The 24163-nt window shown below is 61.2% G+C and carries 23 protein-coding genes; 13 read left to right on the plus strand and 10 right to left on the minus strand.

Annotated features, from left to right (window positions below):
- Positions 1–13: 13 nt before the first annotated feature.
- Positions 14–667 (minus strand): helix-turn-helix domain-containing protein, encoded by a 654-nt coding sequence (locus tag PXK01_RS10140; protein WP_274859894.1) that lies wholly within the window; start codon positions 665–667, stop codon positions 14–16.
- A 240-nt stretch (positions 668–907) separates the two neighbouring features.
- Between PXK01_RS10140 and PXK01_RS10145 the strand changes: the two genes are divergently transcribed.
- Positions 908–1198: a DUF6477 family protein gene (locus PXK01_RS10145; protein ID WP_274859895.1), complete on the plus strand. Its 291-nt coding sequence runs from the start codon at positions 908–910 to the stop codon at positions 1196–1198.
- 70 nt (positions 1199–1268) lie between these two features.
- On the opposite strand, the gene PXK01_RS10150 is transcribed toward PXK01_RS10145, so the two are convergent.
- The gene (locus tag PXK01_RS10150; protein WP_274859896.1) at positions 1269–2813 is read right to left on the minus strand and encodes a trimethylamine methyltransferase family protein; all 1545 of its coding nucleotides are present in this window, start codon (positions 2811–2813) and stop codon (positions 1269–1271) included.
- A 278-nt stretch (positions 2814–3091) separates the two neighbouring features.
- Between PXK01_RS10150 and guaA the strand changes: the two genes are divergently transcribed.
- The 8 genes from guaA to PXK01_RS10190 all read left to right on the plus strand — a co-directional run bounded on the left by guaA (position 3092) and on the right by PXK01_RS10190 (position 11111).
- The gene (gene guaA / locus PXK01_RS10155) at positions 3092–4660 is read left to right on the plus strand and encodes a glutamine-hydrolyzing GMP synthase (RefSeq protein WP_274859897.1); all 1569 of its coding nucleotides are present in this window, start codon (positions 3092–3094) and stop codon (positions 4658–4660) included.
- 167 nt (positions 4661–4827) lie between these two features.
- The gene (locus PXK01_RS10160; RefSeq protein ID WP_274859899.1) at positions 4828–5724 is read left to right on the plus strand and encodes a DMT family transporter; all 897 of its coding nucleotides are present in this window, start codon (positions 4828–4830) and stop codon (positions 5722–5724) included.
- Between the two features lie 83 nt (positions 5725–5807).
- Positions 5808–6722, plus strand: a complete 915-nt coding sequence (locus PXK01_RS10165) for a DMT family transporter (RefSeq protein ID WP_274859901.1) — start codon at positions 5808–5810, stop codon at positions 6720–6722.
- A gap of 59 nt (positions 6723–6781) precedes the next feature.
- The gene (locus tag PXK01_RS10170) at positions 6782–7645 is read left to right on the plus strand and encodes an ATPase (protein WP_274846214.1); all 864 of its coding nucleotides are present in this window, start codon (positions 6782–6784) and stop codon (positions 7643–7645) included.
- Between the two features lie 52 nt (positions 7646–7697).
- Positions 7698–8615: a homoserine O-acetyltransferase MetA gene (metA, locus tag PXK01_RS10175; RefSeq protein WP_274846215.1), complete on the plus strand. Its 918-nt coding sequence runs from the start codon at positions 7698–7700 to the stop codon at positions 8613–8615.
- A gap of 4 nt (positions 8616–8619) precedes the next feature.
- Entirely contained in the window at positions 8620–9570 is a 951-nt protein-coding gene (locus PXK01_RS10180) for an alpha/beta fold hydrolase (RefSeq protein ID WP_274859902.1), read from the plus strand.
- A 61-nt stretch (positions 9571–9631) separates the two neighbouring features.
- Complete coding sequence (ppk2, locus tag PXK01_RS10185) at positions 9632–10501, plus strand: polyphosphate kinase 2 (protein WP_274859903.1); 870 nt, start codon at positions 9632–9634, stop codon at positions 10499–10501.
- Positions 10494–11111 carry a TetR/AcrR family transcriptional regulator gene (locus PXK01_RS10190; protein WP_274846218.1) on the plus strand — a complete coding sequence of 206 codons (618 nt, stop codon included), beginning with the start codon at positions 10494–10496 and terminating at the stop codon, positions 11109–11111. The genes ppk2 and PXK01_RS10190 overlap by 8 nt, the downstream gene beginning before the upstream one ends.
- 86 nt (positions 11112–11197) lie before the next feature.
- On the opposite strand, the gene rpsI is transcribed toward PXK01_RS10190, so the two are convergent.
- The 3 genes from rpsI to PXK01_RS10205 all read right to left on the minus strand — a co-directional run bounded on the left by rpsI (position 11198) and on the right by PXK01_RS10205 (position 13712).
- Positions 11198–11683, minus strand: a complete 486-nt coding sequence (gene rpsI, locus PXK01_RS10195; RefSeq protein WP_274846219.1) for a 30S ribosomal protein S9 — start codon at positions 11681–11683, stop codon at positions 11198–11200.
- 5 nt (positions 11684–11688) lie between these two features.
- Entirely contained in the window at positions 11689–12147 is a 459-nt protein-coding gene (gene rplM, locus PXK01_RS10200; protein ID WP_274846220.1) for a 50S ribosomal protein L13, read from the minus strand.
- A 161-nt stretch (positions 12148–12308) separates the two neighbouring features.
- Positions 12309–13712 (minus strand): aminotransferase-like domain-containing protein, encoded by a 1404-nt coding sequence (locus PXK01_RS10205; protein ID WP_274859905.1) that lies wholly within the window; start codon positions 13710–13712, stop codon positions 12309–12311.
- A gap of 93 nt (positions 13713–13805) precedes the next feature.
- Between PXK01_RS10205 and PXK01_RS10210 the strand changes: the two genes are divergently transcribed.
- The 3 genes from PXK01_RS10210 to speE all read left to right on the plus strand — a co-directional run bounded on the left by PXK01_RS10210 (position 13806) and on the right by speE (position 15605).
- Positions 13806–14039: a DUF1127 domain-containing protein gene (locus PXK01_RS10210; protein WP_274859906.1), complete on the plus strand. Its 234-nt coding sequence runs from the start codon at positions 13806–13808 to the stop codon at positions 14037–14039.
- Between the two features lie 211 nt (positions 14040–14250).
- Positions 14251–14757: an adenosylmethionine decarboxylase gene (gene speD / locus PXK01_RS10215; RefSeq protein WP_274859908.1), complete on the plus strand. Its 507-nt coding sequence runs from the start codon at positions 14251–14253 to the stop codon at positions 14755–14757.
- Entirely contained in the window at positions 14754–15605 is an 852-nt protein-coding gene (speE, locus tag PXK01_RS10220; RefSeq protein WP_274859910.1) for a polyamine aminopropyltransferase, read from the plus strand. The genes speD and speE overlap by 4 nt, the downstream gene beginning before the upstream one ends.
- A 78-nt stretch (positions 15606–15683) precedes the next feature.
- Here the strand turns inward: speE and ccmE are convergent, their stop codons facing one another.
- From ccmE to PXK01_RS10245, 5 genes are all read right to left on the minus strand, one after another.
- Positions 15684–16127, minus strand: a complete 444-nt coding sequence (gene ccmE / locus PXK01_RS10225) for a cytochrome c maturation protein CcmE (RefSeq protein ID WP_274846225.1) — start codon at positions 16125–16127, stop codon at positions 15684–15686.
- Between the two features lie 35 nt (positions 16128–16162).
- Positions 16163–17191 carry an N-acetyl-gamma-glutamyl-phosphate reductase gene (argC, locus tag PXK01_RS10230; RefSeq protein WP_274846226.1) on the minus strand — a complete coding sequence of 343 codons (1029 nt, stop codon included), beginning with the start codon at positions 17189–17191 and terminating at the stop codon, positions 16163–16165.
- Between the two features lie 105 nt (positions 17192–17296).
- Complete coding sequence (gene murI, locus PXK01_RS10235; protein ID WP_274859912.1) at positions 17297–18106, minus strand: glutamate racemase; 810 nt, start codon at positions 18104–18106, stop codon at positions 17297–17299.
- Between the two features lie 37 nt (positions 18107–18143).
- Entirely contained in the window at positions 18144–19022 is an 879-nt protein-coding gene (locus PXK01_RS10240; RefSeq protein ID WP_274846228.1) for a lysophospholipid acyltransferase family protein, read from the minus strand.
- Between the two features lie 193 nt (positions 19023–19215).
- Complete coding sequence (locus PXK01_RS10245) at positions 19216–22638, minus strand: indolepyruvate ferredoxin oxidoreductase family protein (RefSeq protein ID WP_274859914.1); 3423 nt, start codon at positions 22636–22638, stop codon at positions 19216–19218.
- 176 nt (positions 22639–22814) lie between these two features.
- On the opposite strand from PXK01_RS10245, the gene PXK01_RS10250 reads away from it, so the two are divergent.
- On the plus strand, positions 22815–23720 hold the full coding sequence (locus tag PXK01_RS10250) for a LysR family transcriptional regulator (RefSeq protein WP_274846230.1): 906 nt from the start codon (positions 22815–22817) through the stop codon (positions 23718–23720).
- Positions 23721–24163 lie beyond the last annotated feature (443 nt).

Below are 24163 nucleotides of genomic sequence, written 5' to 3' on the forward strand. Positions count from 1 at the left end.
AAGTGGACGACTTTTACGCCGCCCGCGACAACACTATGCCGTCGCTACCGTGGCCGAGTATTGCTCCGCCGTTCACACCCGGTGTCGGCGCCGGTCCCGACCGCGCTTTTCGTCCCTCCGCATGCTCTGCCCGTGTGCGGGCCTTGTTTTCGTTCTGGGCGACGATGCGGGTCAGCGCATTGCGGCCATTCTGGGTGATCTGATATCGGCTCAACCGGCCGGGGCGGGTGCAAGAGATCCACCCCAGCAGGGCCATGGCACCGGCCAGCGCCCGGGGCACCGGCAGTTTGGCCTCAACCGGGTCGCCCTCTCGCAGGACCACCGCGTTTTCCATCCCCTCCGCAACCGCCAGCACGGCGCCCGGCTGGCCCAGGCGCGTCAGCACCTCTGCCGAATGGGTCTCAAGTTCGACGGCCCGTGCTGCCCCTCCGTTTGAACCCTCCCCGGTTTTGACATTCCAGCGGGCCAGTTGCGACAAGGCACCATCCACCAATGGATCATCGCGGCGATTTTCAATCCGCCGCACCTGGCGCAGCACCGTTGACGGATGGCAGCCGGCACGGCGGGCCAATTGCCTGATGGATTGCCCGGATTCCGTATGCTCCAGATAGCGCAAGGCGTCTTCGGGAACCCAATCCGGTAATTTGGAAACAGATAGTGTGCACATGAGTAAGATCCCCAATCGTCACTCAGAGGAATAGTCCACATATCGTCCCCGCAGTTACCCACAGAGACATGGCAGCCTACTCGCCTGTTTTTGAACAAAACTTCGCGACTCCCCATCATTGTTTCCAATTTTGGTTCAATCAACTGACAATAGAGCGCGCGCCGAAAGCCACGGCACGGCAACACCCGCTCAGGTTGTGTTATGACGAGCATCATTGCCCATTGGGAAAGGAGCTTTCCGATGCAAGATGTTCTCAGCCGTCTCGCGGCCCTGCGCCGCCCGCGCCTGCTGGTCAGAACCGCCAGGATCGGCGCCAGCACCTATGCTCGCAGCCAAAGCCTGCACCGTTTGCTCGGCTACGGGTCGCTGCCCAACTCAACGGCGGCGATTCTGAAACTTCTGGATCTGGAATACGATCTGAACGACCGGCGCCTGTCGGGGGATGCGGCCTATACGATGGCACGCCATATCGACGTGCTGATCGCCCTGATGGGAGAGGCGAACCTGCTGCGCCACAGCAAGGCTGCCTAGGCTGAAGCCCTGAAAAAAGGCGATGGTCCTAAGACCACCGCCCGATTTGACCTGTCTACCCTGTGCGGGATCAGAGGAAGGAATCCGGCATGGAGGCCTTCTTCTCCAGAACATAGGCTTCAAGCGCTTCCTTGATTGCCGGATCCATCGCCGGGGGCTGATAGGTGGCCAGCAGGCGATCAACGCGGGATGTCGCCAGCGCATAGGTGTCGCGCGCGCCTTCTTCCTCCCAGGTCTCGAAGGGCTTGTAATCCAACAGGTCGGATTTCCAGAAGGCGCTCTTGAAATTGGCCTGGGTATGCGCGCAGCCAAGGTAGTGCCCGCCCGGGCCCACTTCGCGGATCGCATCCATCGCCTGGTCCTCCTCGGTGACGCCAATCCCCCGCGCCAGACCGTGTAGCGCGCCAAGTTGATCGGCATCCATGACGAATTTCTCGAAATCGGCGACCAGACCGCCTTCAAGCCAGCCACAGGCGTGCAGCATGAAGTTCACGCCGGACAGCAACCCCATGTTGAGGCTATTGGCTGTCTCATAAGCCGCCTGCGCATCCGGCAGCTTGGAGCCGCAGAACGACCCGGCCGAGCGGAACGGCAGCCCCAGCCGACGCGCCAACTGCCCGGCGCCATAGGTCACCAGCGAGGCTTCGGGCGTGCCAAAGGTGGGTGCTCCGGAATTCATGTCGATGGAAGAGACAAAAGCGCCAAAGATCACCGGCGCACCGGGGCGGATCAGCTGGCTATAGGCGACACCGGCCAGAACCTCGGCCAGGACCTGTGTCAGCGTGCCCGCAACGGATACCGGCGCCATGGCACCGCCCACGATGAAGGGCGAGATGATGCAGGCCTGATTGTTCTTGGCGTAAACCTCAAGCGCGCCCATCATCACGTCGTCAAAGGTCATCGGCGAGTTGATGTTGATGAGCGAGGTCATCACCGTGTTGTCCTGCACGAAGTCCTTGCCGAACAGGATGCCGCACATATCGACCGAATCCTGGGCGCGACTGGGTTCGGTGACCGACCCCATGAAGGGCTTGTCGCTCAGCGTCATATGGGCCAGCAGCATGTCGAAATGGCGCTTGTTCACCGGCACATCCGTCGGTTCGCAGACCGTGCCGCCCGAATGGTGCAGCCATTTGGACATATAGGCGAGTTTCACGAACTTCTGGAAATCCTCCAGCGTCGCATAGCGGCGGCCCCCCTTGGCGTCGCGCACGAAGGGCGGGCCATAGACCGGGGCCAACACCAGATTGCGGCCGCCGATTTCCACGTTCTTTTCGGGGTTTCGGGCATGCTGGGTAAAGCTGGAGGGCGCGGTCGCACAGAGTTTACGGGCAAGACCGCGCGGGATGCGTACCCGTTCGCCCTGGATATCTGCCCCGGCCTCGCGCCAAAGCTCCAAGGCGGCGGGATTGTCCACGAAATTGACGCCGACCTCTTCGAGGATGGTTTCGGCGTTTGCCTCGATGATCTCGATGGCTTCTTGGCTCAGCACCTCGAAATTCGGGATGTTCCGCTCGATGTATTTGGCGGTTTCGATCTTGATGCTTGAACGTTCGGCGCGGCGGGCGGCACCCCCGCCCCCGCGGCTGCGTCGACGCGGCGCTGCTTCAGCCATTTTAATTCCTCATCACAGGCGTGTTGTTGAGCCCCTAGTTATCCGCTTGCCCGCAGCCGACGCCGAAGGATAACGGCCAATCCGGTTGAAAACCGACATCAAAGCGTCAAAAATCTCTAGGCATAGATGTCCAATACTGCGCGCTGACCCGCTGCGCCCCGCCGATCCAGCCGAACTTGGCCAGATTGCGTTCAAAACTCCGGCCGGGTGGCAGCAAAACCGCGCCATGGGTCGTTCTGCCCCTTGCCAGCCGGTCTGTCTCGCCCTAAGAGCCAGACATGAGCCAGACATCACACGACAGCCTCCTGATCATCGACTTCGGCAGCCAGGTCACGCAGCTGATTGCGCGCCGCCTGCGTGAGCTGAACGTCTATTGCGAAATCCACCCCTATCAGAATGTCACCATGGACTTTGTGCGCGAGATGGCGCCCAAGGCGGTGATCTTCTCCGGCGGACCCGACAGCGTCACCCGCGACGGATCCCCCCGTGCGCCGCAAGAGATTTTCGACTACGGCGTTCCGATCCTCGGCATCTGCTACGGTCAGCAAGTGATGATGCACCAGCTGGGTGGCAAGGTACAATCCGGCCACGGCACCGCCGAATTCGGACGCGCCTATGTAACGCCTACGGTAAACTCCCTGGCTCTGCTGGAGGGTTGGTTCCAGGATGACAGCGACCGCGAACAGGTCTGGATGTCCCACGGTGACCACGTCAGCGAGATCGCACCGGGGTTCGAGGTCTACGGCACCTCCCCCAATGCGCCCTTTGCCATCACCGCGGATGTGGGTCGCAACTTCTATGCGGTACAGTTCCACCCCGAGGTGCACCACACCCCCAACGGGGCGAAGCTCTATGAGAACTTCGTGAAACTGGCCGGGTTCACCGGTGATTGGACCATGGGCGCCTACCGCGAACAGGCGATCCAGGCGATCCGCGATCAGGTCGGCGACAAGCAGGTGATCTGCGGACTGTCCGGCGGCGTCGACAGCTCGGTTGCTGCCGTGCTGATCCACGAGGCGATCGGCGATCAGCTGACCTGCGTCTTCGTGGATCATGGCCTGCTGCGCAAGGGAGAGGCCGAAGAGGTCGTGACCATGTTCCGCGACCATTACAACATGCGTCTGATCCACGCGGATGAGCAGGAACTGTTCCTCGGCGAATTGGACGGGCAAAGCGACCCCGAGACCAAGCGCAAGATCATCGGCAAGCTGTTCATCGACGTGTTCCAGAAACACGCCGACACCATCGAGGGCGCCGAGTTCCTGGCGCAGGGCACGCTTTATCCGGATGTGATCGAAAGCGTCTCCTTCTCTGGCGGCCCATCGGTGACGATCAAATCGCACCACAATGTGGGTGGCCTGCCGGAAAAGATGGGCCTGAAGCTGGTCGAACCCCTGCGCGAATTGTTCAAGGACGAGGTCCGCGCGCTGGGCCGTGAGCTGGGCCTGCCCGACAGCTTCATTGGCCGCCACCCCTTCCCGGGGCCAGGACTGGCGATCCGCTGCCCTGGCGAAATCACTCGTGAAAAGCTGGAGATCCTGCGCGAGGCCGATGCCGTCTATATCGACCAGATCCGCAAGCATGGGCTTTATGACGAGATCTGGCAGGCCTTCGTGGCGATCCTGCCGGTCCGTACCGTCGGCGTGATGGGCGATGGACGCACCTATGATTACGCTTGTGCCCTGCGGGCGGTGACCTCGGTCGATGGCATGACAGCGGATTACTACCCCTTCAGCCACGAATTCCTGGGCGAAACCGCCACCCGGATCATCAACGAAGTCAAGGGCATCAACCGCTGCACCTATGACATCACCTCGAAACCGCCCGGCACCATCGAGTGGGAGTAATCCCGCCCCTGCCCGGGCCGCGACTCGATTTTGATCAGCGGCCCGGCAGATCGTCGTTTGATCGACGCGATATCCCCTCTGCCTGCTCTCGCGGCTGCCACATTCCCGCTTGACCTTCCGGGTGAATTGCCACTTTTTTGCGCAGCAGTCACCAAGGAAGCACAGAAATGCACACGCCCCCCAGAGAGATCGCCAAGGCTGCCCTTTGGATGACAGGGGCGATCGTCTCGTTTTCCTCGATGGCCATTGCGGGCCGTGAAGCGGGGCTCACCCTAGATACCTTCGAAATCATGACCTACCGCAGCCTTGTGGGTGTTGTCGTCGTGACCCTGGTGCTGACGCTGACCGGAAAATGGCATCAGGTCAGACAGGATCGAATGGGACTGCACGCAATGCGCAATCTGGCCCATTTCACCGGTCAGAACCTCTGGTTTTATGCGGTGACCGTCGTTCCGCTGGCGCAGGTCTTTGCGCTGGAGTTCACCTCCCCGATCTGGGTCATCCTGCTGTCCCCCCTGATGCTGGGTGAACGGATGACCAGGGTTCGCGCCGGTGCGGCGCTGCTGGGCTTCATCGGCATCCTGATCGTTGCAAGACCCTCTCCCGAAACGCTCACCCCCGGCATCGCCATGGCGGCGGCCTGTGCAATCTTCTTTGCCCTGACCGCGATCTTCACCAAACGACTCACCCGCCACGAAAGTATCGCCTCCATCCTGTTCTGGTTGACCTCGATGCAGCTGGTCTTTGGCCTGGTGACGTGCGGCTGGAACGGAGACATCGCCCTGCCGGATTTGGCGACCCTGCCCTGGCTGGTGCTGATTGGTCTTGCCGGCCTTGCCGCGCATTTCTGCTTGACCACCGCCCTGTCGCTGGCGCCCGCAACCGTTGTGATGCCGATCGATTTCACCCGCCTGCCCGCCATCGCCATCCTCGCCATGGTCATCTATGGCGAAGAGCTGGTGATCTGGACCCTGCTGGGCGCCGCCGTGATCTTTGCCGCCAATTACATCAATATCCTGGATGCGGCGGGCAAGCTGCGCCCCCGCAAGGCGAACCTAGGCTAGGGATCAAGCCGGCTCCAAGCCGACGGAAGAGATCCGCAAGAAACGGGTCGCTCTGGCGGGTGGGGTTCGCCACAGTGCAGGTCATGACCGATCAAACACATATCTCCCCGCGCGCCTGGGCCGAACTGCTGCTTCTGGGCCTGATCTGGGGCGCCTCCTTCCTGTCGATCCGACTGGCCCTGAACGAGGTTCCGGTCCTTACCTCGGTGCTGCACCGCTGCGGCTGGGGTGCCCTGGTCCTGTGGATTGCTATTCTGCTCATGCGCCTGCCGCTTCCCCGCGCTCCGCGGATCTGGGGGGATTTCCTTGTGATGGGGCTGTTAAACAATGTCCTGCCCTTCGCCCTGATGGCCTGGGGGCAACTCCATATCGAAAGCGGCCTGACCTCGATTCTCAATGCGACGACCGCAATCTTTGGCGTCTTGATGGCCGCGCTGTTCTTTGCGGATGAGCGGCTGAGCCTGCGGCGCGTCCTGGGGGTGGGCTTTGGGTTTCTGGGCGTCTCCATGGCGATCGGGCTTGATAGCTTTGCGAGTCTTGACCTACGAAGCACCGCGCAAGTGGCGGTTCTTGCGGGCACGCTCTCTTATGCCCTGGCCGCCGTCTGGGCCCGCAAACGCCTGTCCGGCATGGCGCCGCAAGTAGCCGCCGCCGGCATGCTGACCACCTCGGCGCTGACCCTGCTGCCGCTTACCCTGCTGGTCGATGGTGTACCAAGCCTGGATCTGGCCCCGGTGACCTGGGGGGCGATCTTCTACTACGCCGTCTTTGCCACCGCCGGGGCCTATCTGCTCTATTACCGGGTTCTGGCCATGGCGGGCAGTGGCAACCTGATGCTGGTGACGCTGATCATTCCGCCGGTTGCAATCCTGCTGGGCGCCCTGGTGCTGGGTGAGGTGCTTTACCCGCAGGCCTTTGCTGGCTTTGGCCTGCTGTCCTTGGGCCTTCTCCTTCTCAACGGGCGTATTCCCCTGCCCCGCTTGCGCGGGCGGAATTGACCCGGAGGCCCGCACTGGCTAGCAAGGCGCGACGACTTAATTTCAGATCCGGACCACCGATGCTCTATTCTTCCGCCCAGGCCTGGCGCGACGCCCCCAACAAGCGCGTATTGTTCTTTGGCATGTCAGGTCTCGGCAAGACCTATGTCAGCAATATCCTGCGCGGCGCCGGGGGCTGGTTCCACTATTCGATCGATTACCGTATCGGCACCCGCTACATGGGCGAGTACATCGCCGACAATGCCAAGGCCGAAGCGATGAAGGTCCCCTTCCTGCGCGATCTGCTGCTGTCGGATTCCATCTACATCGGCTCAAACATCACCTTCGACAACCTGACGCCGGTTTCCTCCTACCTTGGTAAACCCGGAGACCCCGCCAAGGGCGGCCTTGCGATGGAGGAATACCGCCGCCGCCAGGACCAGTTCCGCCAGGCCGAAATCCACGCGCTCTTGGACACCGAATACTTCATCGACCGGGCCGGGCGGCTTTATGACTATCCGCATTTCATCTGCGACACGGGCGGTTCCATCTGTGAATGGGTGGATCCCGAGGACCCGAATGATCCGGTCCTGTCAGAACTTGCTAAACACACGCTGATGGTCTGGATCAAGGGCGACGATGCACATACAGAAGAACTGGTGCGCCGCTTTGACCGCGCCCCGAAACCAATGTCCTACCAGCCGGAATTCCTGACCCGTGTCTGGGAAGACTATCTTAGCAAAAACAGTCTATCAGAGGCAGATGTTGATCCCGATGCCTTCATCCGCTGGACCTATGCCCAGGCGCTGGCCCACCGCCAGCCGCGCTATCAGGCGATGGCGCAGAACTGGGGCATCACCGTCACCGCCGACCAGATCAGCGCCGTCAAGGACGAGGCCGGTTTCATAGAGTTGATCGCCGCCACTCTTGAGGCCGCCGCCTAAGCGCCCTATCTCAATCCCTCTTTACCACGATACTGACCTTCAAGGACCCGACATGCCCATCAAGATCCCTTCTGACCTGCCCGCCTATGACGTTCTGACGAACGAAGGCGTGATGGTCATGTCGCCGGATCAGGCGGCGCGTCAGGATATCCGCCCCCTGCGTATCGGCCTGCTCAACCTGATGCCGAAGAAGATCCAGACCGAGAACCAGTTTGCCCGGCTGATTGGCGCCACGCCCCTGCAGATCGAACTGTCTCTGATCCGCATGACGGAACACCAAACCCGCAACACGGCGGCCGAACATATGGCCGAATTCTATCGTCCCTTCCAGGAGATGAAGGACGAACGCTTCGATGGGCTGATCATCACCGGCGCACCGATCGAGCATCTGGACTTCACCGATGTCACCTATTGGGACGAGCTGTGCGAGGTTTTTGAGTGGACCCAGACCAATGTGCACTCAACCTTCGGCGTGTGCTGGGGTGGCATGGCGATGATCAACTATTTCCACGGGGTCAAGAAACACCTGCTGGACCACAAGGCCTTTGGCTGTTTCCGGCACCAGAACCTGGTTCCCGCCTCGCCTTATTTGCGGGGCTTTTCGGACGATTGCGTCATTCCGGTCTCGCGCTGGACCGAGATGAAGCAGGATGAGATCGACAGCCACCCGGAGCTGATCACGCTCCTGGGCAGCGATGAGGTCGGCCCCTGCCTGGTAGAGGACCCCGGCCATCGCGCGCTCTACATCTTCAACCACTTCGAATATGACAGCGACACGCTGAAGCAGGAGTACGACAGGGATGTGGAGAACGGTACCGAGATCAACGTGCCGATGAACTACTACCCCAATGATGATCCAAGCCGCGCGCCGCAGAACCGCTGGCGCAGCCATGCGCATCTGCTTTACGGCAACTGGATCAACCAGATCTACCAGAGCACGCCGTTCGATCTGAACAACATCGGGCAATAACCCCTTGCTATCCCTCGGTTTTGCCTTGGCTGCGGGGGTCGGCGCGACGGCCTTGCAAGGCGCGCGCCGCAGCTATCGTGCCCACAGATCACATCCACCCGAAGGGCAGTTTCTCCAGCTGGGAGACGCCCGGGTGCATGCGGTCGAGATGGGCCAACCCGCAGGCAGGGCGCCAGATGTGGTGCTGATCCACGGCTCCAACGGCAGCACCCGCGACATGAGCTTTCGCCTCGCCCCTGCGCTTGCGGATCGCTATCGGGTGCTGATGTTCGACCGGCCCGGTCTTGGCTACTCCGATCCCTTGCACCACAGGGGCGCCAGCCTGCGCGAACAGGCCGAGGTTCTGCAGCAGGCCGCCACGACACTCGGGGCCACGCGCCCTATCGTTCTGGGCCAAAGCTATGGCGCCGGCGTGGCCCTGGCCTGGGGGGTGCACCACCCGGACAGCCTGGCCGCCTTGGTGTCTATCTCGGGGGTGTCGCACCCTTGGGACGGATCGCTTGATCCCTTCTATCGTGTGACCTCATCGCCGCTGGGCAGCCGCCTTTTGGTGCCGCTGCTGTCGGCCTTTGTGCCGCAACGCACGATGGCGCGGGCCTTGGAGGAGGTCTTTGCCCCGCAAGGCGTTCCCGAAGGCTATGCCGCCCATTTCGGCACCGATCTGACACTCAGACGCGGCTCCTTGCGCGCCAATGCGCGGCAGCGGGCAAATCTCTTTCGCGATATCCAGGCGCAGGCGCCGCAGTATCACCGGATCACCGCCCCGGCAGAGCTGCTGCACGGCGATGCCGACACCACGGTCGGCCACCAGATTCATGCGGATCGGCTGGTTCAGGATCTGCCCAATGCACGGCTGACCCTGCTGCCGGGCATCGGTCATATGCCCCATCACGTGGCCACCGAAGAGGTCGCGGCCGCCGTGGACCGAGCGGCACAACGCGCCGGTTTGCTGTGAATCGGGCTCACATTTCCCCGCATAATCGCCTATATAGAAGGGGATAGAGGAAGGCTTGCCAATGACACTGCCCTTTGACGGCGCCATCAGTGCCTATTACCAGACCGGTGCCCCGGACCAGATCCGCAACGCGATTGCGACAGCAAAGAAAGACGATGTGCTGGATCCGGGCTATCCGCATGACGCGCGGCTCAAGCGCAAGCGCTATGAGGCCGACATCGCCGCACTGCAGATCGAACTGGTCAAGCTGCAATCCTGGGTCAAATCCACAGGTGCCCGTATCTGCATCCTCTTCGAAGGCCGTGACGCAGCCGGAAAAGGCGGTACAATCAAACGCTTTCGGGAAAACCTTAATCCACGTGGTGCGCGGGTTGTCGCGCTGTCAAAACCCACCGAGGCCGAGCAGAGCCAGTGGTATTTCCAACGCTATATCGACCATTTGCCATCTGGCGGCGAAATCACCTTCTTTGATCGCAGCTGGTACAATCGCGGCGTGGTGGAGCATGTCTTTGGCTTTTGTGACCATGAGCAGCGCGAGCGCTTCTTTCACCAGGTCACCAGCTTCGAAGAGGCGCTGGTGGAGGACGGCATTCACCTGTTCAAGCTTTGGCTCAACGTGGGACGCGCCGAACAGCTGCACCGCTTCCTGTCGCGCGAAAGCGACCCCTTGAAACAGTGGAAGCTGAGTTCGATCGACGTCAAAGGTCTGGCGCGCTGGGATCAATATACCGATGCCATCGGAGAGACGCTGTCGCGCAGCCACAGCGCGATTGCGCCCTGGACGGTGGTGCGCAGCGATGACAAACGCCGCGGTCGGCTGGCGGCGATCCGCGCGGTCCTGCATCAGATCGACTACGACAACAAGGACCCCAAGGCCCTGGGCGCGGTCGATCCGCTGATCTGCGGCGGTCCGGACATCTGGCATGCGTAAACGGGGCTACCACCACGGCAACCTGCGCCAGGCCCTGGTGGAGGCGGCCCTTGGCCTGATCGAGGAAAAGGGCCCTACCGGCTTCACCCTGTCGCAAGCGGCCAAACAGGCCGGGGTCACCCCGGCTGCGGTCTATCGCCATTTCGAAGGGCGCGAGGATCTGATCGCCGAGGCCGCGAAACAGGGTTTCCAGATGTTCGCCGACCTGATGCAGCACGCCTATGAGAAATACCAACCTTCGGCGCTGGCGGCCTTCGAGGCCACCGGGCGCGCCTATCTGGCCTTTGCCCGCAAACACCCCGGCCATTACATCGCCATGTTCGAAAGCGGGATTTCGGTGAACCGCACGCCGGAACTGGCCGATGCCGCCGCACGGGCGCGTCGCATTCTGGAGCAGGCCGCGGACGACCTTGGCAAACATATCCCGGCAGAGAAACGCCCGCCCGCCTCGATGTTCTCGGCGCATATCATGGCGCTGAGCCATGGGGTGGTGGAGCTTTATGCCCGCAACGCCCCCGGCTCCACGTCGCCGTTTTCGCCCGAAGATCTGCTGGAGAGCGGCATCATGATCTACCTGCGTGGCCTGGGGCTGATCGAGCCGGATCAATAGGTCCTGCCCAACACAGTCTTGAAGGTGCACAAAAGAAAAAGGCCGCAGCGTGAACTGCGGCCTTTTCGATCTTTGTCGTCCAGCGATTAACGCTTGGAGAACTGGAAGGAGCGACGGGCCTTGCGGCGGCCGAACTTCTTACGTTCAACGACACGGCTGTCGCGGGTCAGGAAGCCTGCGGCCTTCAGCGCACCGCGCAGGGCCGGATCATAAAGCTGCAGCGCTTTGGAGATGCCGTGCTTGACAGCACCGGCCTGACCGGAAAGGCCACCGCCTTTGACGGTTGCGTAGACGTCGAACTGGTCTTCGACGCCGGCAACGGTGAAGGGCTGGCGCAGGATCATCTGCAGCACCGGACGGGCGAAGTATTTGTTCAGCTCTTTGCCGTTCACTTCGACCTTGCCGGAACCCGGCTTGATCCAGACACGGGCAACCGCGTCTTTCCGCTTGCCGGTGGCGTAGGAGCGGCCCAGCTCGTCACGGACGGGCTCACGGGAAATGGTTTCTTCAGCGACAGCTTCCACGCCTGCAACGGCGCCCAGCTCTTCGAGAGTGTTGATCTGATCAGCCATCGGTCTCAGCTCCGCGTGTTTTTCTTGTTCATGGATTTGACATCCAGAACCTCGGGGGCCTGGGCCTCATGCGGGTGCGCGGCACCGGCATAGATGCGCAGGTTGGTCATCTGCTGGCGCGACAGGCGGTTGCCCGGCAGCATGCGCTTGACGGCCTGGTAGACAACACGCTCGGGGTGCGCGCCTTCCAGGATCTGCTGCTTGGTGCGGGACTTGATGCCGCCCGGGTGGCCGGTGTGCCAGTAGAAGTGCTCTTCGCGCTTCTTGCCGGTCATCTGCACCTTGTCGGCGTTGATGATGATGACGTTGTCGCCCATATCCATGTTGGGCGTGAACGAGGCTTTGTGCTTGCCACGCAGGCGCATGGCAACGATCGAGGCAAGACGACCCAGAACAACGCCCTCGGCGTCGATCAGGATCCACTTCTTCTCGATATCTGCCGGTGTAGCAGAGAAGGTTTTCATGGCAGGTCTATCCTGTTTGTCGTGAAGACACAGCGCGGGCGCGCCGGCCTGAATTCGATGGACGGGGTTTACGGGGACAAAGGCGACAGGTCAACCACCCATAACAAGTATTTATCGTTCACTTTCAGTGGTTTAAAAAATAGGTATCAAAATACCCCACATCAAACGCTGATTTGTTCAAGCGGATTGTCCAAAAGCGCGCGCAGACGCAGCATTGCATCCTCAAACCGTGCCAGCGACACCTGCCCATTGATGGCAATGCGCACGGCATTGGGCGCCCGCCCGTCCCGCAGGGCGAATTCATCCGCCGACCGGATCTGCACCCCCGCCGCTTCGCTGGCACGGGTAAAGGCCGCAGATCGCCAGCCGGATGGTAGTTTCAGCCAGAGGAAGGGCACCTCATCGTTCCAGTTGATCTCAAAGGCCCCCAGCGCGTTCACCGCCACGCGGACGTATTTCGCCATTTCCCTGCGCACCTCCCTGGCCAGATCCTTGCTGCGCGGATCCGACAGCAGAATCCGGGTCAGCTCCGCAAGCGGTTGCGACAGGCCGAAATAGCTGTATTCAGCCGCCCGGCGCAGCTCATGCGCGTGTCCCTTGGGCGCCAGGGCAAAGCCCACGCGCAGAGCCGGGGTCAGGATCTTGGAAATCGAGCATACATGCCAGGTGATATCGGGTGCCAGGGCGCGATAGCTGGGCGCCCGCGCATCTCCCATCCGGTAACAGTCATCCTCGATGATCTGCAGATCATGGCGGCGCGCGACCTTGATCAGCTCCTTGCGTCGCTCCAGCGGCGTGAACAGGCCGGTGGGATTATGCACTTCGGGACTGGTGCACAGAACCGTGGCGCCTGTCTTCCGAATCGCAAGTTCAAGCGCATCCGGCCGGATCCCATGTTCATCCATGCCGACCCCAACCACCTTGGCCCGCAGCAGTTCTGACGCGCGGCGAAATCCCGCGTAGGAGAGGTCTTCGACCAGAAGCGTCGGCTGAGCCTCCTTCAACACCGATTGCATCACCGTCAGAATGCCGTTCTGGCCACCATGGGTCAGCACCACCTGGCTTTCGTCCAGCGGGCCAAGAGGCTGGTCCGAAAGCCATTGCACCACCGCCTCACGCACCGGGCGATAGGCATCGCGGGTCGGGTAGTTCAAAAAGGTCAGGGGATCGGCCATGGCAACCTTTTTCATGGCGGCGCGAATGGCCGCCACCTGCCCCACATCGGCGAGGCGCGGACTGAACAGGCTGACGTGATTGGGGTCGCGCCGTTCCATCAGATGCAATTCCCGCGACCACACGTCATCCATCACCTTGGTCTGCCGCTCGGCCACGAAGGTGCCCCGCCCCACCTCGGCCTGCAGCAGCCCCTCGTCCGTCAGCAAGGTATAGGCCCGTGCAACCGTGCCCGGCGTGATCCCCAGCTGATAGGCCAGCTCCCGCACCGGCGGCAGCTTTGTACCAATACGCAATGTATCGTTTTCCACCGCTGTGCGGATTGTATCGGCGACACGCTGGTACTTTGGCCCAGGTTTGTCACCCAGGGACGGCGCCCAAATTGTACCCATTACAATGCTTCCTTGGACAGGTGAGTCGGGGTTTTGTATCAGACAATCGTAGCAACAACACAGGATTGTATCAATACAATTGAGGATCAGACCATGACACAGCACGCACCCACCGCCCATCCGAACTTCACATTCCTGAACACCCAGCCCACCCTGCCGGTGCTGGCGCAGGTTGCGGTAGAGGTCGCTGTTCTGGTCACCAAATGGTCGCTGCGCCATCGCAGCCGAAAACAGCTGCGCGGTTTGAGCCAGGAACAGCTCCAGGACATCGGCCTGACGCGCGCAGAAGCCCATTATGAAGCCACTCTTCCGTTCTGGCGCCCCTGATCCCCGGGGCACGGAACCACCTGACGGCCGGGGCTTGTTCCCCGGCCTTTTTTCTTTCCCCGTCCCAATCACCGGAAATTTACCCTTGATCGAATCCCGCATGGCGCCTAGATGCCCCTCACTTTCGGTACCGATCCCAACCCCGGACTCTTATCCGGGGGGGCGCTAAGGACCGGCTGGATTGTCATCTACTGGAACGAAGGGGAGTGTCATGACAGACGCCAACCTCTTCCAACTGGGGATCGGTCTGGAGACAGGCGCCCAAGAGGAAGATACCGCCCGCAGTGTCACCGCTGCGAAGCTAGAAACCGTTATGGACAGCGACCGCGAAGACCATTTCATCCGCCGCGATGGAAAGGTGTTTGCCGGAACCCATCTGATCATCGAAGTGATGAAGGGCACTGGCCTGGATTGCGAGGCGCGCATCCAGAACGCCTTCCGCAAATGTGTCGAGGTCTGCGGCGCCACCCTGCTGCACATCCATACCCATAAATTCTCGCCCCAGGGCGTGTCCGGCGTCGCCGTTCTGGCCGAAAGCCATATCTCGGTGCACACCTGGCCGGAAATCGGCTATGGCGCATTCGACGTCTTCATGTGCGGCGATGCGGATCCCTGGCGCGCGGTTGATGTGCTGAAAGAGGCGTTCGAGACCGCCCATGTCGAGGTCCGCGAGCTGTTGCGCGGGGAGGAGCTGATCGCCAAGGAGGTCGCGGCATGAGCGAGACCTGGATCACCGAACGCCTGCACGACCACTACGCGCAATCCTTGCGCGTGGAGGAAATGCTCTATGACAGCAAGACCGAGCATCAGCGCCTGAAAGTCTTTCAGAACGGCACATTCGGCCGCATCCTGACCCTGGATGACGTGGTGCAGACCACCGAAGGCGACAACTTCATCTACCACGAGATGCTGACCCATGTGCCGATCCTGGCGCATGGGGCCGCCAAACGCGTGCTGATCATTGGCGGCGGTGATGGCGGCATGGCCCGCGAGGCCCTGCGCCACGCCTCGGTCGAGCATGTCACCATGGTCGAGATCGACGCCGGTGTGGTGGATTTCTCCAAGGAATACCTGCCGATGCTGAGCCAGGGCGCCTTTGATGATCCGCGCCTCAACCTGGTGATCAACGATGGCGCGGCCTTCATGCGCGAAACCGACCAGAAGTTCGACGTGATCGTGGTCGATTCCACCGATCCGATTGGCCCGGGCGAGGTGCTGTTCACCGATACATTCTACGGTCATGCCGCCCGCGCGCTGACCGAGGATGGCATCATCGTCACCCAGAACGGCGTACCCTTCATGCAAGGGGATGAGCTGACCGGCACCCTGCGGGCCTTCAAGGCGCTCTTTGCCGATCACAGCTGCTATCTGGCCACCATCCCCACCTATGCGGGCGGACCGATGGCCTTTGGCTGGGGCAGCCATTCCAAGGCGGCACGCGATGTCACGCTGGCGGATCTGGAAAACCGCTTTGCCGCGGCCGGGATTCAAACCGACTACTACACGCCCGAGGTCCACAAGGCCGCCTTTGCCCTGCCGGGTTACGTGAAAAAGCTCTTCCCGTAAGAGCGTCACACAGCGACTGTAGAAAGAACAACGGGGGCCATTGGCCCCCGCATTTCCTTGATCCATCTGTGGACGCGATCAGGCTTCTGGCTCCTGATAGACACCCTGCTCTTTCAGCGCGTCCACAACTTCCTTGGGCATATAGGTCTCATCATGTTTGGCCAGGATTTCAGAGGCCTCAAAAACGCCGTTCACATAGCGGCCGGTGCCCACCATGCCCTGGTTCTCCTCGAACAGATCCGGCAGTACGCCGGTGTAAACCACAGGCACCGTGGCGCCGCCATCGGTCACGGAAAAGCGGATGCTTTCGCCCTGCCCGCGCACGATGCTGCCCTCTTCGACCAGGCCGCCAATGCGGAACACCTCGTCGCCGGTGGGCGGCTCGGCGACCACCTGACTGGGCGAGCGGAAATAGTTGATCCCATCCCGCATCGCGTAGCCGATCAAGCCGGTGGAAACGATCAAGGCCACAGTGGCAAGCGCAATAACCTGAATGCGGCGCTGCTTCTTGAGGTTTTTCATGACCTTAGCTCCCTATCTTTGGCTGGGTCCGTCGCTTAGGGGAACAGCGGTGCCATCATCAGGCCCGCAGTCTCTTCCACACCTAACATCAGATTGGCATTCTGCAAGGCTTGGCCACTGCTACCTTTTGTCAGGTTATCCAGCGCCGCAAAGACGATGGCCCGCCCTGGGATCCGGTCCGCCGCAACGCCGATGTGGCAGAAGTTCGAGCCGCGCACATGGTGGGTGCTGGGGGCGGTACCAAAGGGCAGGACCTCGATGAAAGGTTCATCCGCATAGGCCGCCATGAAGGCTGCATTAATCGCCTCCGCATCGCCCTTTACATAGACCGTGGCGAGAATCCCCCGGTTCACCGGCAGCAGATGCGGCGTGAACTGCACCTTCACCGGACGCCCGGCGAGTTTGGAAAACTCCTGATCGAATTCGCCCAGATGCCGGTGGGTGCTCCCCAGGGCGTAAGCATTGTAGCCTTCGCTGAGCTCCGCATGCAGCAGGTTTTCCTTCAAAGCCCGCCCGGCACCGGAGACCCCGCATTTCAGATCCAGGATGATCTCATCCAGATCAATCACCCCGGCCGAGATCAGGGGCCGCAGCGCAAACTGGCCGGTGGCCGCATTGCAGCCGGTGCCTGCGACCAGCCGTGCCGCACGGATCTCGTCCCGGTAGAACTCGGTCAGGCCATAGACCGCCTCTTCCTGCTGCTTGATCGCCGCATGGGGGTTTCCGTACCATTTCTCATAGTCCGCCGGATCCCGCAGCCGGAAGTCGGCGGACAGGTCGACGATCTTCAGATCGCTCGGCAGGGCCGCGATCACTTCCTGGCTGGTCTTATGCGGCAGGGCGCAGAAGCACAGGTCAATGGCCGAGAAGTCGATCTCTTCGATCTTGCACAGGGCCGGCAGATCCATGTGGCGCAGATGCGGAAACACCTCTGCCATGGTCATGCCCGCTTTGCGTTCCGCCGCAAGTGCCGCGATTTCAATGCTGGGGTGCTGGGCAATTAGCCGCACCAATTCCGCGCCGGTGTAACCGCTGGCGCCAAGGATAGCCACTTTGTGGGTCATGTCAGACCTCATGTCTTGAATTATGAAGGATGTTTACCGCAGCAAATCGCGGCAAGGATAGGAAAAAGTCACGCGCGCGAACACGGATCGGGGGCGTGCGGGCGCTCAGGCCGCTTCAAAGGTGATTTGTCGTCGCAAGAACTGCGTCGCCCGGGCGCTGACGCGGCCCGGATCACCGGTGGTATAGAACCCCGCCTTGCCGGACCCATACATGTCCGGATGCCGCTGCAGGTAGTCGGCCAGGCTGTCGGCCACCAGATCGCCCTGGCTGAACACCTTCACCTCGGGGCCAAGCGCCTCCTGAAAGGTCTTTTCCATCAAGGGGTAATGGGTGCAGCCAAGGATCGCGGCCTCGGGCTTGGGCATCTTGCGCTGCAGGGCCTCCACATGGCTGCGCACCAGCGCCTCGGCCAGGATCATGTCGCCATCCTCGATGGCATCGACGACACCGCCACAGGCCTGCGCCTCCACATCGACGCCAATGGCGCGAAAGGCAAGTTCCCGCTGAAAGGCCCGGCTGGACACGGTTGCAGGGGTCGCAAACAGCGCAACGTGCTTTACGGCGACTTCACGCGGCGGAGAGTTGTCGCCCCATTGCCGTTCGGTCAGCGCCTCGATCAGCGGCACAAAGACGCCAAGGATCCGCTTGCCCGGCGGCAGGCCGCCCTCCTGCAGGCGCCGCAATGCGGCGGCCGAGGCGGTGTTGCAGGCCAGGATCACCAGATCACAGCCCTTTGCCCACATGTTTTCAACGGCGGCCTTGGTCAGCTGATACACGTCCTCCGCATCCCGCACACCATAGGGCGCGTGGGCATTGTCGCCGTAATAGATCAGCTCAACCTCCGGCAGGCGTTTCTGCACGGCATTCAGCACCGTGAGACCACCCAGACCAGAATCAAAGATACCTACCGCCATGTTTCACTTTCGCGACGCAATTGAGGTGGAAGCCCGGTCAGGCGCGGTGTTTTTCTTCGAATTCAAAACCGTGCAGGCCCGGATCCACAGGAGTTGGAGACAGCTCATACGTGGCTTTGCGCAGGAAATCCATCATTGCTTTGGCATTTGTGGCCAATGGGTTCAGTTTGTCACGGGTAATGGCCTCGCCGATCACCACGCGCACCGGCGTATCCACGCGGCGGCGGAACTCCTTGATCAACAGCCCCATCCGCAAGGTCGCATGCAGGTGACTGGCGATCTGGAACAGCCGCGAGGTGTGGCCCTCGAAATAGAGCGGCACCACCACCGCATCGGATTTGGCGATCATGCGGGCGGTGAAGCTGCGCCAGCCCGGATCCATCGGATGGGCAAAGGGGGTCGCCGCCGTCGAAACCGTGCCCCCCGGGAAGATCCCGATGGCACCGCCCTGCCCCAGATAGTCCAGCGCCAGCTTGCGGGTTTCAAGGTTGGTACGCAGCGCCTCCTTGGTTTCGGCAAAATCGATCGGCAGGATCACCCGGTTCAGATCCTCTGCCTTGCCAAAGACCTGATGCGCCATGATCCGGAAATCACCGCGGGTTTCGGCCAGGATATGCCCCATCATCAACCCGTCGAGGATTCCGTAGGGGTGATTGGCGATCAGGACGACAGGCCTGTCGCGCGGGATATTGCTCAGCGCCCCGCCAATCACCTCCAGTGACAGACCGTAGCGCTCCGCGATCACGCTCCAGAAGCTGCGGCCATTGGCGACCTCCTGCTCGTACCCGCGCGCGCGGCGGATAAGGCCCAGCCGGCCGGTGCTGTTCTCCATCAGCCGGATCACCATCCGTCCGGGCCGGGTCTGCGCCGAATGGGCGTAGGAAATCTCACGGGCGATCTGTCGCGGGCTGGGCATGGGGCAGGTCTTTCTTCACACGATCACTGGTGGTGACCGGATCGGGATATCACCTTATCCGCCCAGCGTAACAATCCTGTGACCCTCTCTCCCATTCCAGACGCAACAGCGCCGCGCAGTAGCGCGGCGCCGGGCCCAACGGGAGCGGCGCATGTCGCATGCGCCCAGCGACGGGCGGGAGCGCCCTACCGCGTTATTCCGCAGCCTTTTTCACTGGATCTCCACCCTGGCGTAGCACGGCAAGCAGCTCTTCGCGCCGCTTGGCCGCCTTCTGCTCATTCTCCATCTTCACCGGGCCAAAGCCGCGGATCTGCAGCGGCAGTTCAGCCAGCGCAACAAGCGGATCCATGTTCTCCGGCGCGGCCTTTGCCAGCCAGTCCTTCATGTCGCGCTCATACTGTTTGATCAGCGCGCGCTCCATCTTGCGCTCATCCGTGTAGCCGAAGATATCAAGCGGCGTGCCGCGCAGCCCCTTGAACTTGGCCAGCAGTTTCAGCCCGCGCTCCATGCCAGGACCAAAGCGGCGCTTTTTCGGGCGACCGTTGGCATCTTTGCCGCCCAGGATCGGCGGCGCGAGGTTGTAAGAGATCTTCAGATCACCCTCGAACTGCTCCTCCGCTTTTTCACGACTGCTCAGCAGCAGCCGGGCGACCTCATATTCATCCTTGTAAGACAAAAGCTTGTGATAGCCCTTGGCAACCGCTTCCTTCAGCCGTGCATCGGCAATGCCGTCCAGCATCTTCATGTAGCGTTTCGCCAGCCCCTTGCCCTGGTAGGCCACCAGGTGTTCGACGCGGAAGGCGATCTTCTCGTCCAGCGATTTCGGCAGTTCCACCACATTGGCAGGCTTGATCAGCTTGGCGACATCTTCCGCATGCAGCACCGCCCAGCGACCGATTTCAAAGGCCCGCAGGTTCTTTTCCACCGCAGCCCCGTTCAGCTCGATTGCCTGGGTGATCGCCTCATGGCTCACCGGGATCAGCCCGCGCTGGAAGGCGCCGCCAAAGACCATCATGTTGGAGAAGATCGAGTCTCCCATGGTGACCCGCGCCAGTTCGGAGGCATCAAACAGATCAAGCCGCTCGCGCAGACGCGCCTCCAACGCCACCTCCAAGCGGTCGGTGGGCAGCTGGAAGTTGGTATCGCGGGTGAAATCGCCGGTGATGATCTCATGGCTGTTCACCACACCACCGGTCTGCCCCGTGCGCATCAGACCGATGGTCTTGGCGCCTGCGCTCACCACCAGATCACCGCCAATGAGGGCATGGGCCTCGCCAGTGGCCACGCGAATGGCGCTGATATCATCGGGGCGTTCGGCAATCCGGCAGTGGATATGCACTGCACCGCCCTTCTGCGCGAGGCCTGCCATTTCCATCATGCCGGCCCCCTTGCCATCGATCTGGGCCGCCTGCGCCAGCACCGCGCCGATGGTGACAACGCCGGTACCGCCGACACCGGTGATCACCACGTTATGGGTGCCGTCGATCTTAGGCAGATCGGGCTGCGGCAGGTCGGGCAGCTTCAACTCGGCCGTCGCTTCCTTGCGGATCTTGGCGCCCTCCACGGTCAGGAAGGAGGGGCAGAAGCCGTTGAGGCACGAGAAATCCTTGTTGCAGGAGGATTGATCGATCGCCCGCTTGCGGCCCAGCTCGGTTTCCTTAGGCACGATAGAGACACAGTTCGAGTGCACCCCGCAATCGCCGCAGCCTTCGCAGACATCCGAGTTGATGAAGACACGCTGGTCGGGATCGGGGAACCGGCCCCGCTTGCGGCGGCGGCGTTTCTCAGCGGCGCAGGTCTGGATATAGATGATCGCGGACACGCCCTCGACCTTTTCCAGCTCCTTTTGCACACTCATCAGTTCGGCCCGCTCATGGGTGGTCACACCGGCCGGGAACTGTTTGAAATCAATCTCTTCTTTCTCGTCATAGACGATGGCGAGGCGCTTGACCCCCATGGCCTTCAACTCATGCGCGATGCGATAGGCGCTGAGCCCCCCTTCGTTGCCCTGGCCACCGGTCATGGCCACCGCATCATTGTAGAGGATCTTGTAGGTCATGGTGGTGCCTTCGGCGAGTGCCGCGCGGATCGCCTGCACGCCCGAATGGTTGTAGGTGCCATCACCCAGGTTCTGGAACACGTGCTGGCGCTTGGAAAACGGCGCCTCGCCGATCCAGTTGGCACCCTCGCCGCCCATATGGGTAAAGCCCAGCGTATTGCGGTCCATCCACTGCACCATGAAGTGACAGCCGATGCCCGCATAGGCACGGCTGCCATCCGGCACCTTGGTCGAGGAGTTATGCGGGCAGCCCGAGCAGAAATACGGCAGGCGCGCTGCGATTTCCTCGGCGTTGTCGGCGCGGCGGGCCTCGTCCAGGCTGGCCAGCCCTGCACGGATCGCTTCGGTGTCACGCCCCTCTTCAATCAGGATCTCGCCCAGTTTCTCGGCGATCATGATCGGGTCCAGCGCATAGCGGGTCGGGAACAGCTCCGGCCCGTGCATCGAGCCTGCGCCGCCGCCCTTGTGCCAGCCATAGACCCGGCTGTGACGGTCTTCGAACAAGGCTTCCTTGATCTGAATTTCAATGAGCTTGCGCTTTTCCTCGACGACCACGATCAGATCCAGATCATCCGCCCAGTCGTGGAACCCTTTCATGTCGAGCGGCCAGACCTGCCCGACCTTATAGGTGGTGATCCCTAGCCGTTCGGCCATGGCTTCGTCGATATTCAGCAGCGACAGCGCGTGCACCAGATCCAGCCAGTTCTTGCCCGCCGCGACAAAGCCGATCTTGGCGCCGGGCTTGCCCCAGACGCGCTTGTCCATCTTGTTTGCATGGCTGAAGGCTTCGGCGGCAAAGCGTTTTTGATCGATGATCCGGTCTTCCTGCTGGAACCGGTCATCCACCAGGCGGATGTTCAAGCCATCGGCAGGCATGTCGAACTTCGGCAGCACCAGTTTCACGCGATCGGGGCTGGCATCCACCACGGATGTGACCTCGATGGTGTCCTTCATGGTCTTTAGCCCCACCCAAAGCCCCGAATAGCGGCTGAGTGCATAGCCATAGAGACCGTAATCCAAGATCTCCTGCACGCCGGCCGGGCTCAGGATCGGCAGATAGGCATCCATCAGCGCCCATTCGGACTGATGCAGCACGGTCGAGCTTTCGCCGGTGTGATCATCGCCCATGGCAACCAGCACGCCGCCGTTCTTCGAAGTGCCCGCCATATTGGCATGGCGGAAGGCATCCCCGGCCCGGTCCACGCCCGGCCCCTTGCCATACCAAAGACCAAAGACACCGTCGAATTTACCTTCACCGCGAATCTCGGCCTGCTGCGCCCCCCAAAGCGCCGTGACCGCCAGGTCTTCGTTCAGCCCGTATTGAAAGGTGACATCAGCCTCTTTCAGCTGCTTTTCGGCGCGGCTCATCTGCATGTCGACGGCGCCCAGGGGCGATCCGCGATAGCCGGTCACAAGCCCGGCGGTGTTCAATCCGGCCGCTTCATCCCGTGCCTTTTGCATCAGCATCAGACGCACCAGAGCCTGGGTGCCGTTCAGCATCACGGGCGATTTGCTCAGATCATATTTGTCATTCAGCGAGATCTTTTGCGTGCTCATCCGGTCCTCCCAACCAAAAGTGGCTTGCAATCTGTTCGATCGATATTAGGTCACAAATGCTGACCTGTATCGAGATCTTTGTCAATATCCTTTCCGTAAGGTACGCCTACGATCGGAAATTGATCCCGATGTAGAGTTTCATGTAGTGTAATAGTACCAAAGCGAAAGTAACGAATATGGATTGGGACAAGCTTAGAATTTTTCACGCCGTTGCCGACGTTGGCAGCCTGACCCATGCCGGTGACAAGCTGAACCTGTCGCAATCCGCCGTCAGCCGCCAGATCCGCGCGTTGGAAGAAAGCCTGAACGTCACGTTATTTCACCGCCACGCCCGCGGGCTGATCCTGACCGAACAGGGTGAGCTGCTGTTCGACGCTACCAAATCCATGTCGAAGCGGCTCGAAGCCGCCTCGGCCCGAATCCGGGACAGCGAGGAAGAGGTCTTTGGCGAGCTGCGCGTGACCACCACCTTTGGCTTTGGCACCCTGTGGCTGGCGCCGCGCCTGACGAAACTCTTTGAACAATACCCCAACCTCAAGATCGACCTGATGCTGGAAGAGCGGGTGTTGGATCTGCCGATGCGCGAAGCCGATGTCGCCATCCGCATGAAGGAACCGAGCCAAGCCGATCTGGTGCGCAAGCGGCTGATGACCGTCCAGATGCGCCTTTATGCATCCCGCGCATATCTCGACCGTAACGGCACGCCTGAAACCGTCGAGGACATCAAGGACCACCGGCTGATCTGCCAGAACCAGAACTCTGCCCAGGTGGGATCGGCAGCCGTCCTGGTGCAGAAACTGATCACCCATAGCCCGGCGTCCATGCTGTCGGTGAACAACTATTTCGGCGTGCTGCAGGGGGTGCTGCATGATCTCGGAATCGGCATTCTTCCGGACTATGTCACCGAAGATTTCCCCGATTTGGTGCAGGTTCTGCCCCATGAGGACACCAGCGGCGTACCGGTTTACCTTGCCTATCCGGAAGAATTGCGTCACTCGCAGCGGGTTTCCGCTTTCCGCGATTTTGTCCAGACCGAGATCATGGCACATCGTAAACATATGAAAGAGTTGGGGAAACTCTAGGCAATTTCCCTTCGGTCAAAAGCCATGCAAAAACTGCATAGCAGGAATGACTCAATTCGAGACGGAAAATTCTTGATGCGGCAGGTGGCAATCCCTAAATGACCCTCATGAAGACGGCGCCTCGGCGCGCTTCATACCTCCCTGTTGGACTTCGGCCGAGCTTAGTGCTCGGCCTTTTTTTTGGCGCATCGGCTTCACGAATACGACCGGCCTTCCAATCTGAACATCACTGAAGCGTCCAACGCTGCGCTTGGCAAGCCACCTGACGCCACGCATTAATCGGATTTCATGACTGCACGATTAATGGCCGGTTTCATGTGCCGCCAACACATCTGTGCCCGAAAATGAAGCAGACAGCATACTGCGGGTCAGCCGAACGCGCTCTCGGCTACCTTGGTCAGCCACCCTGGATCGGGATCAGCAGGTTTTGTCGCTCTTTTCGC

Source organism: Phaeobacter sp. PT47_59 (genome assembly GCF_028890025.1).
Classification (GTDB): Bacteria; Pseudomonadota; Alphaproteobacteria; order Rhodobacterales; family Rhodobacteraceae; genus Phycobacter.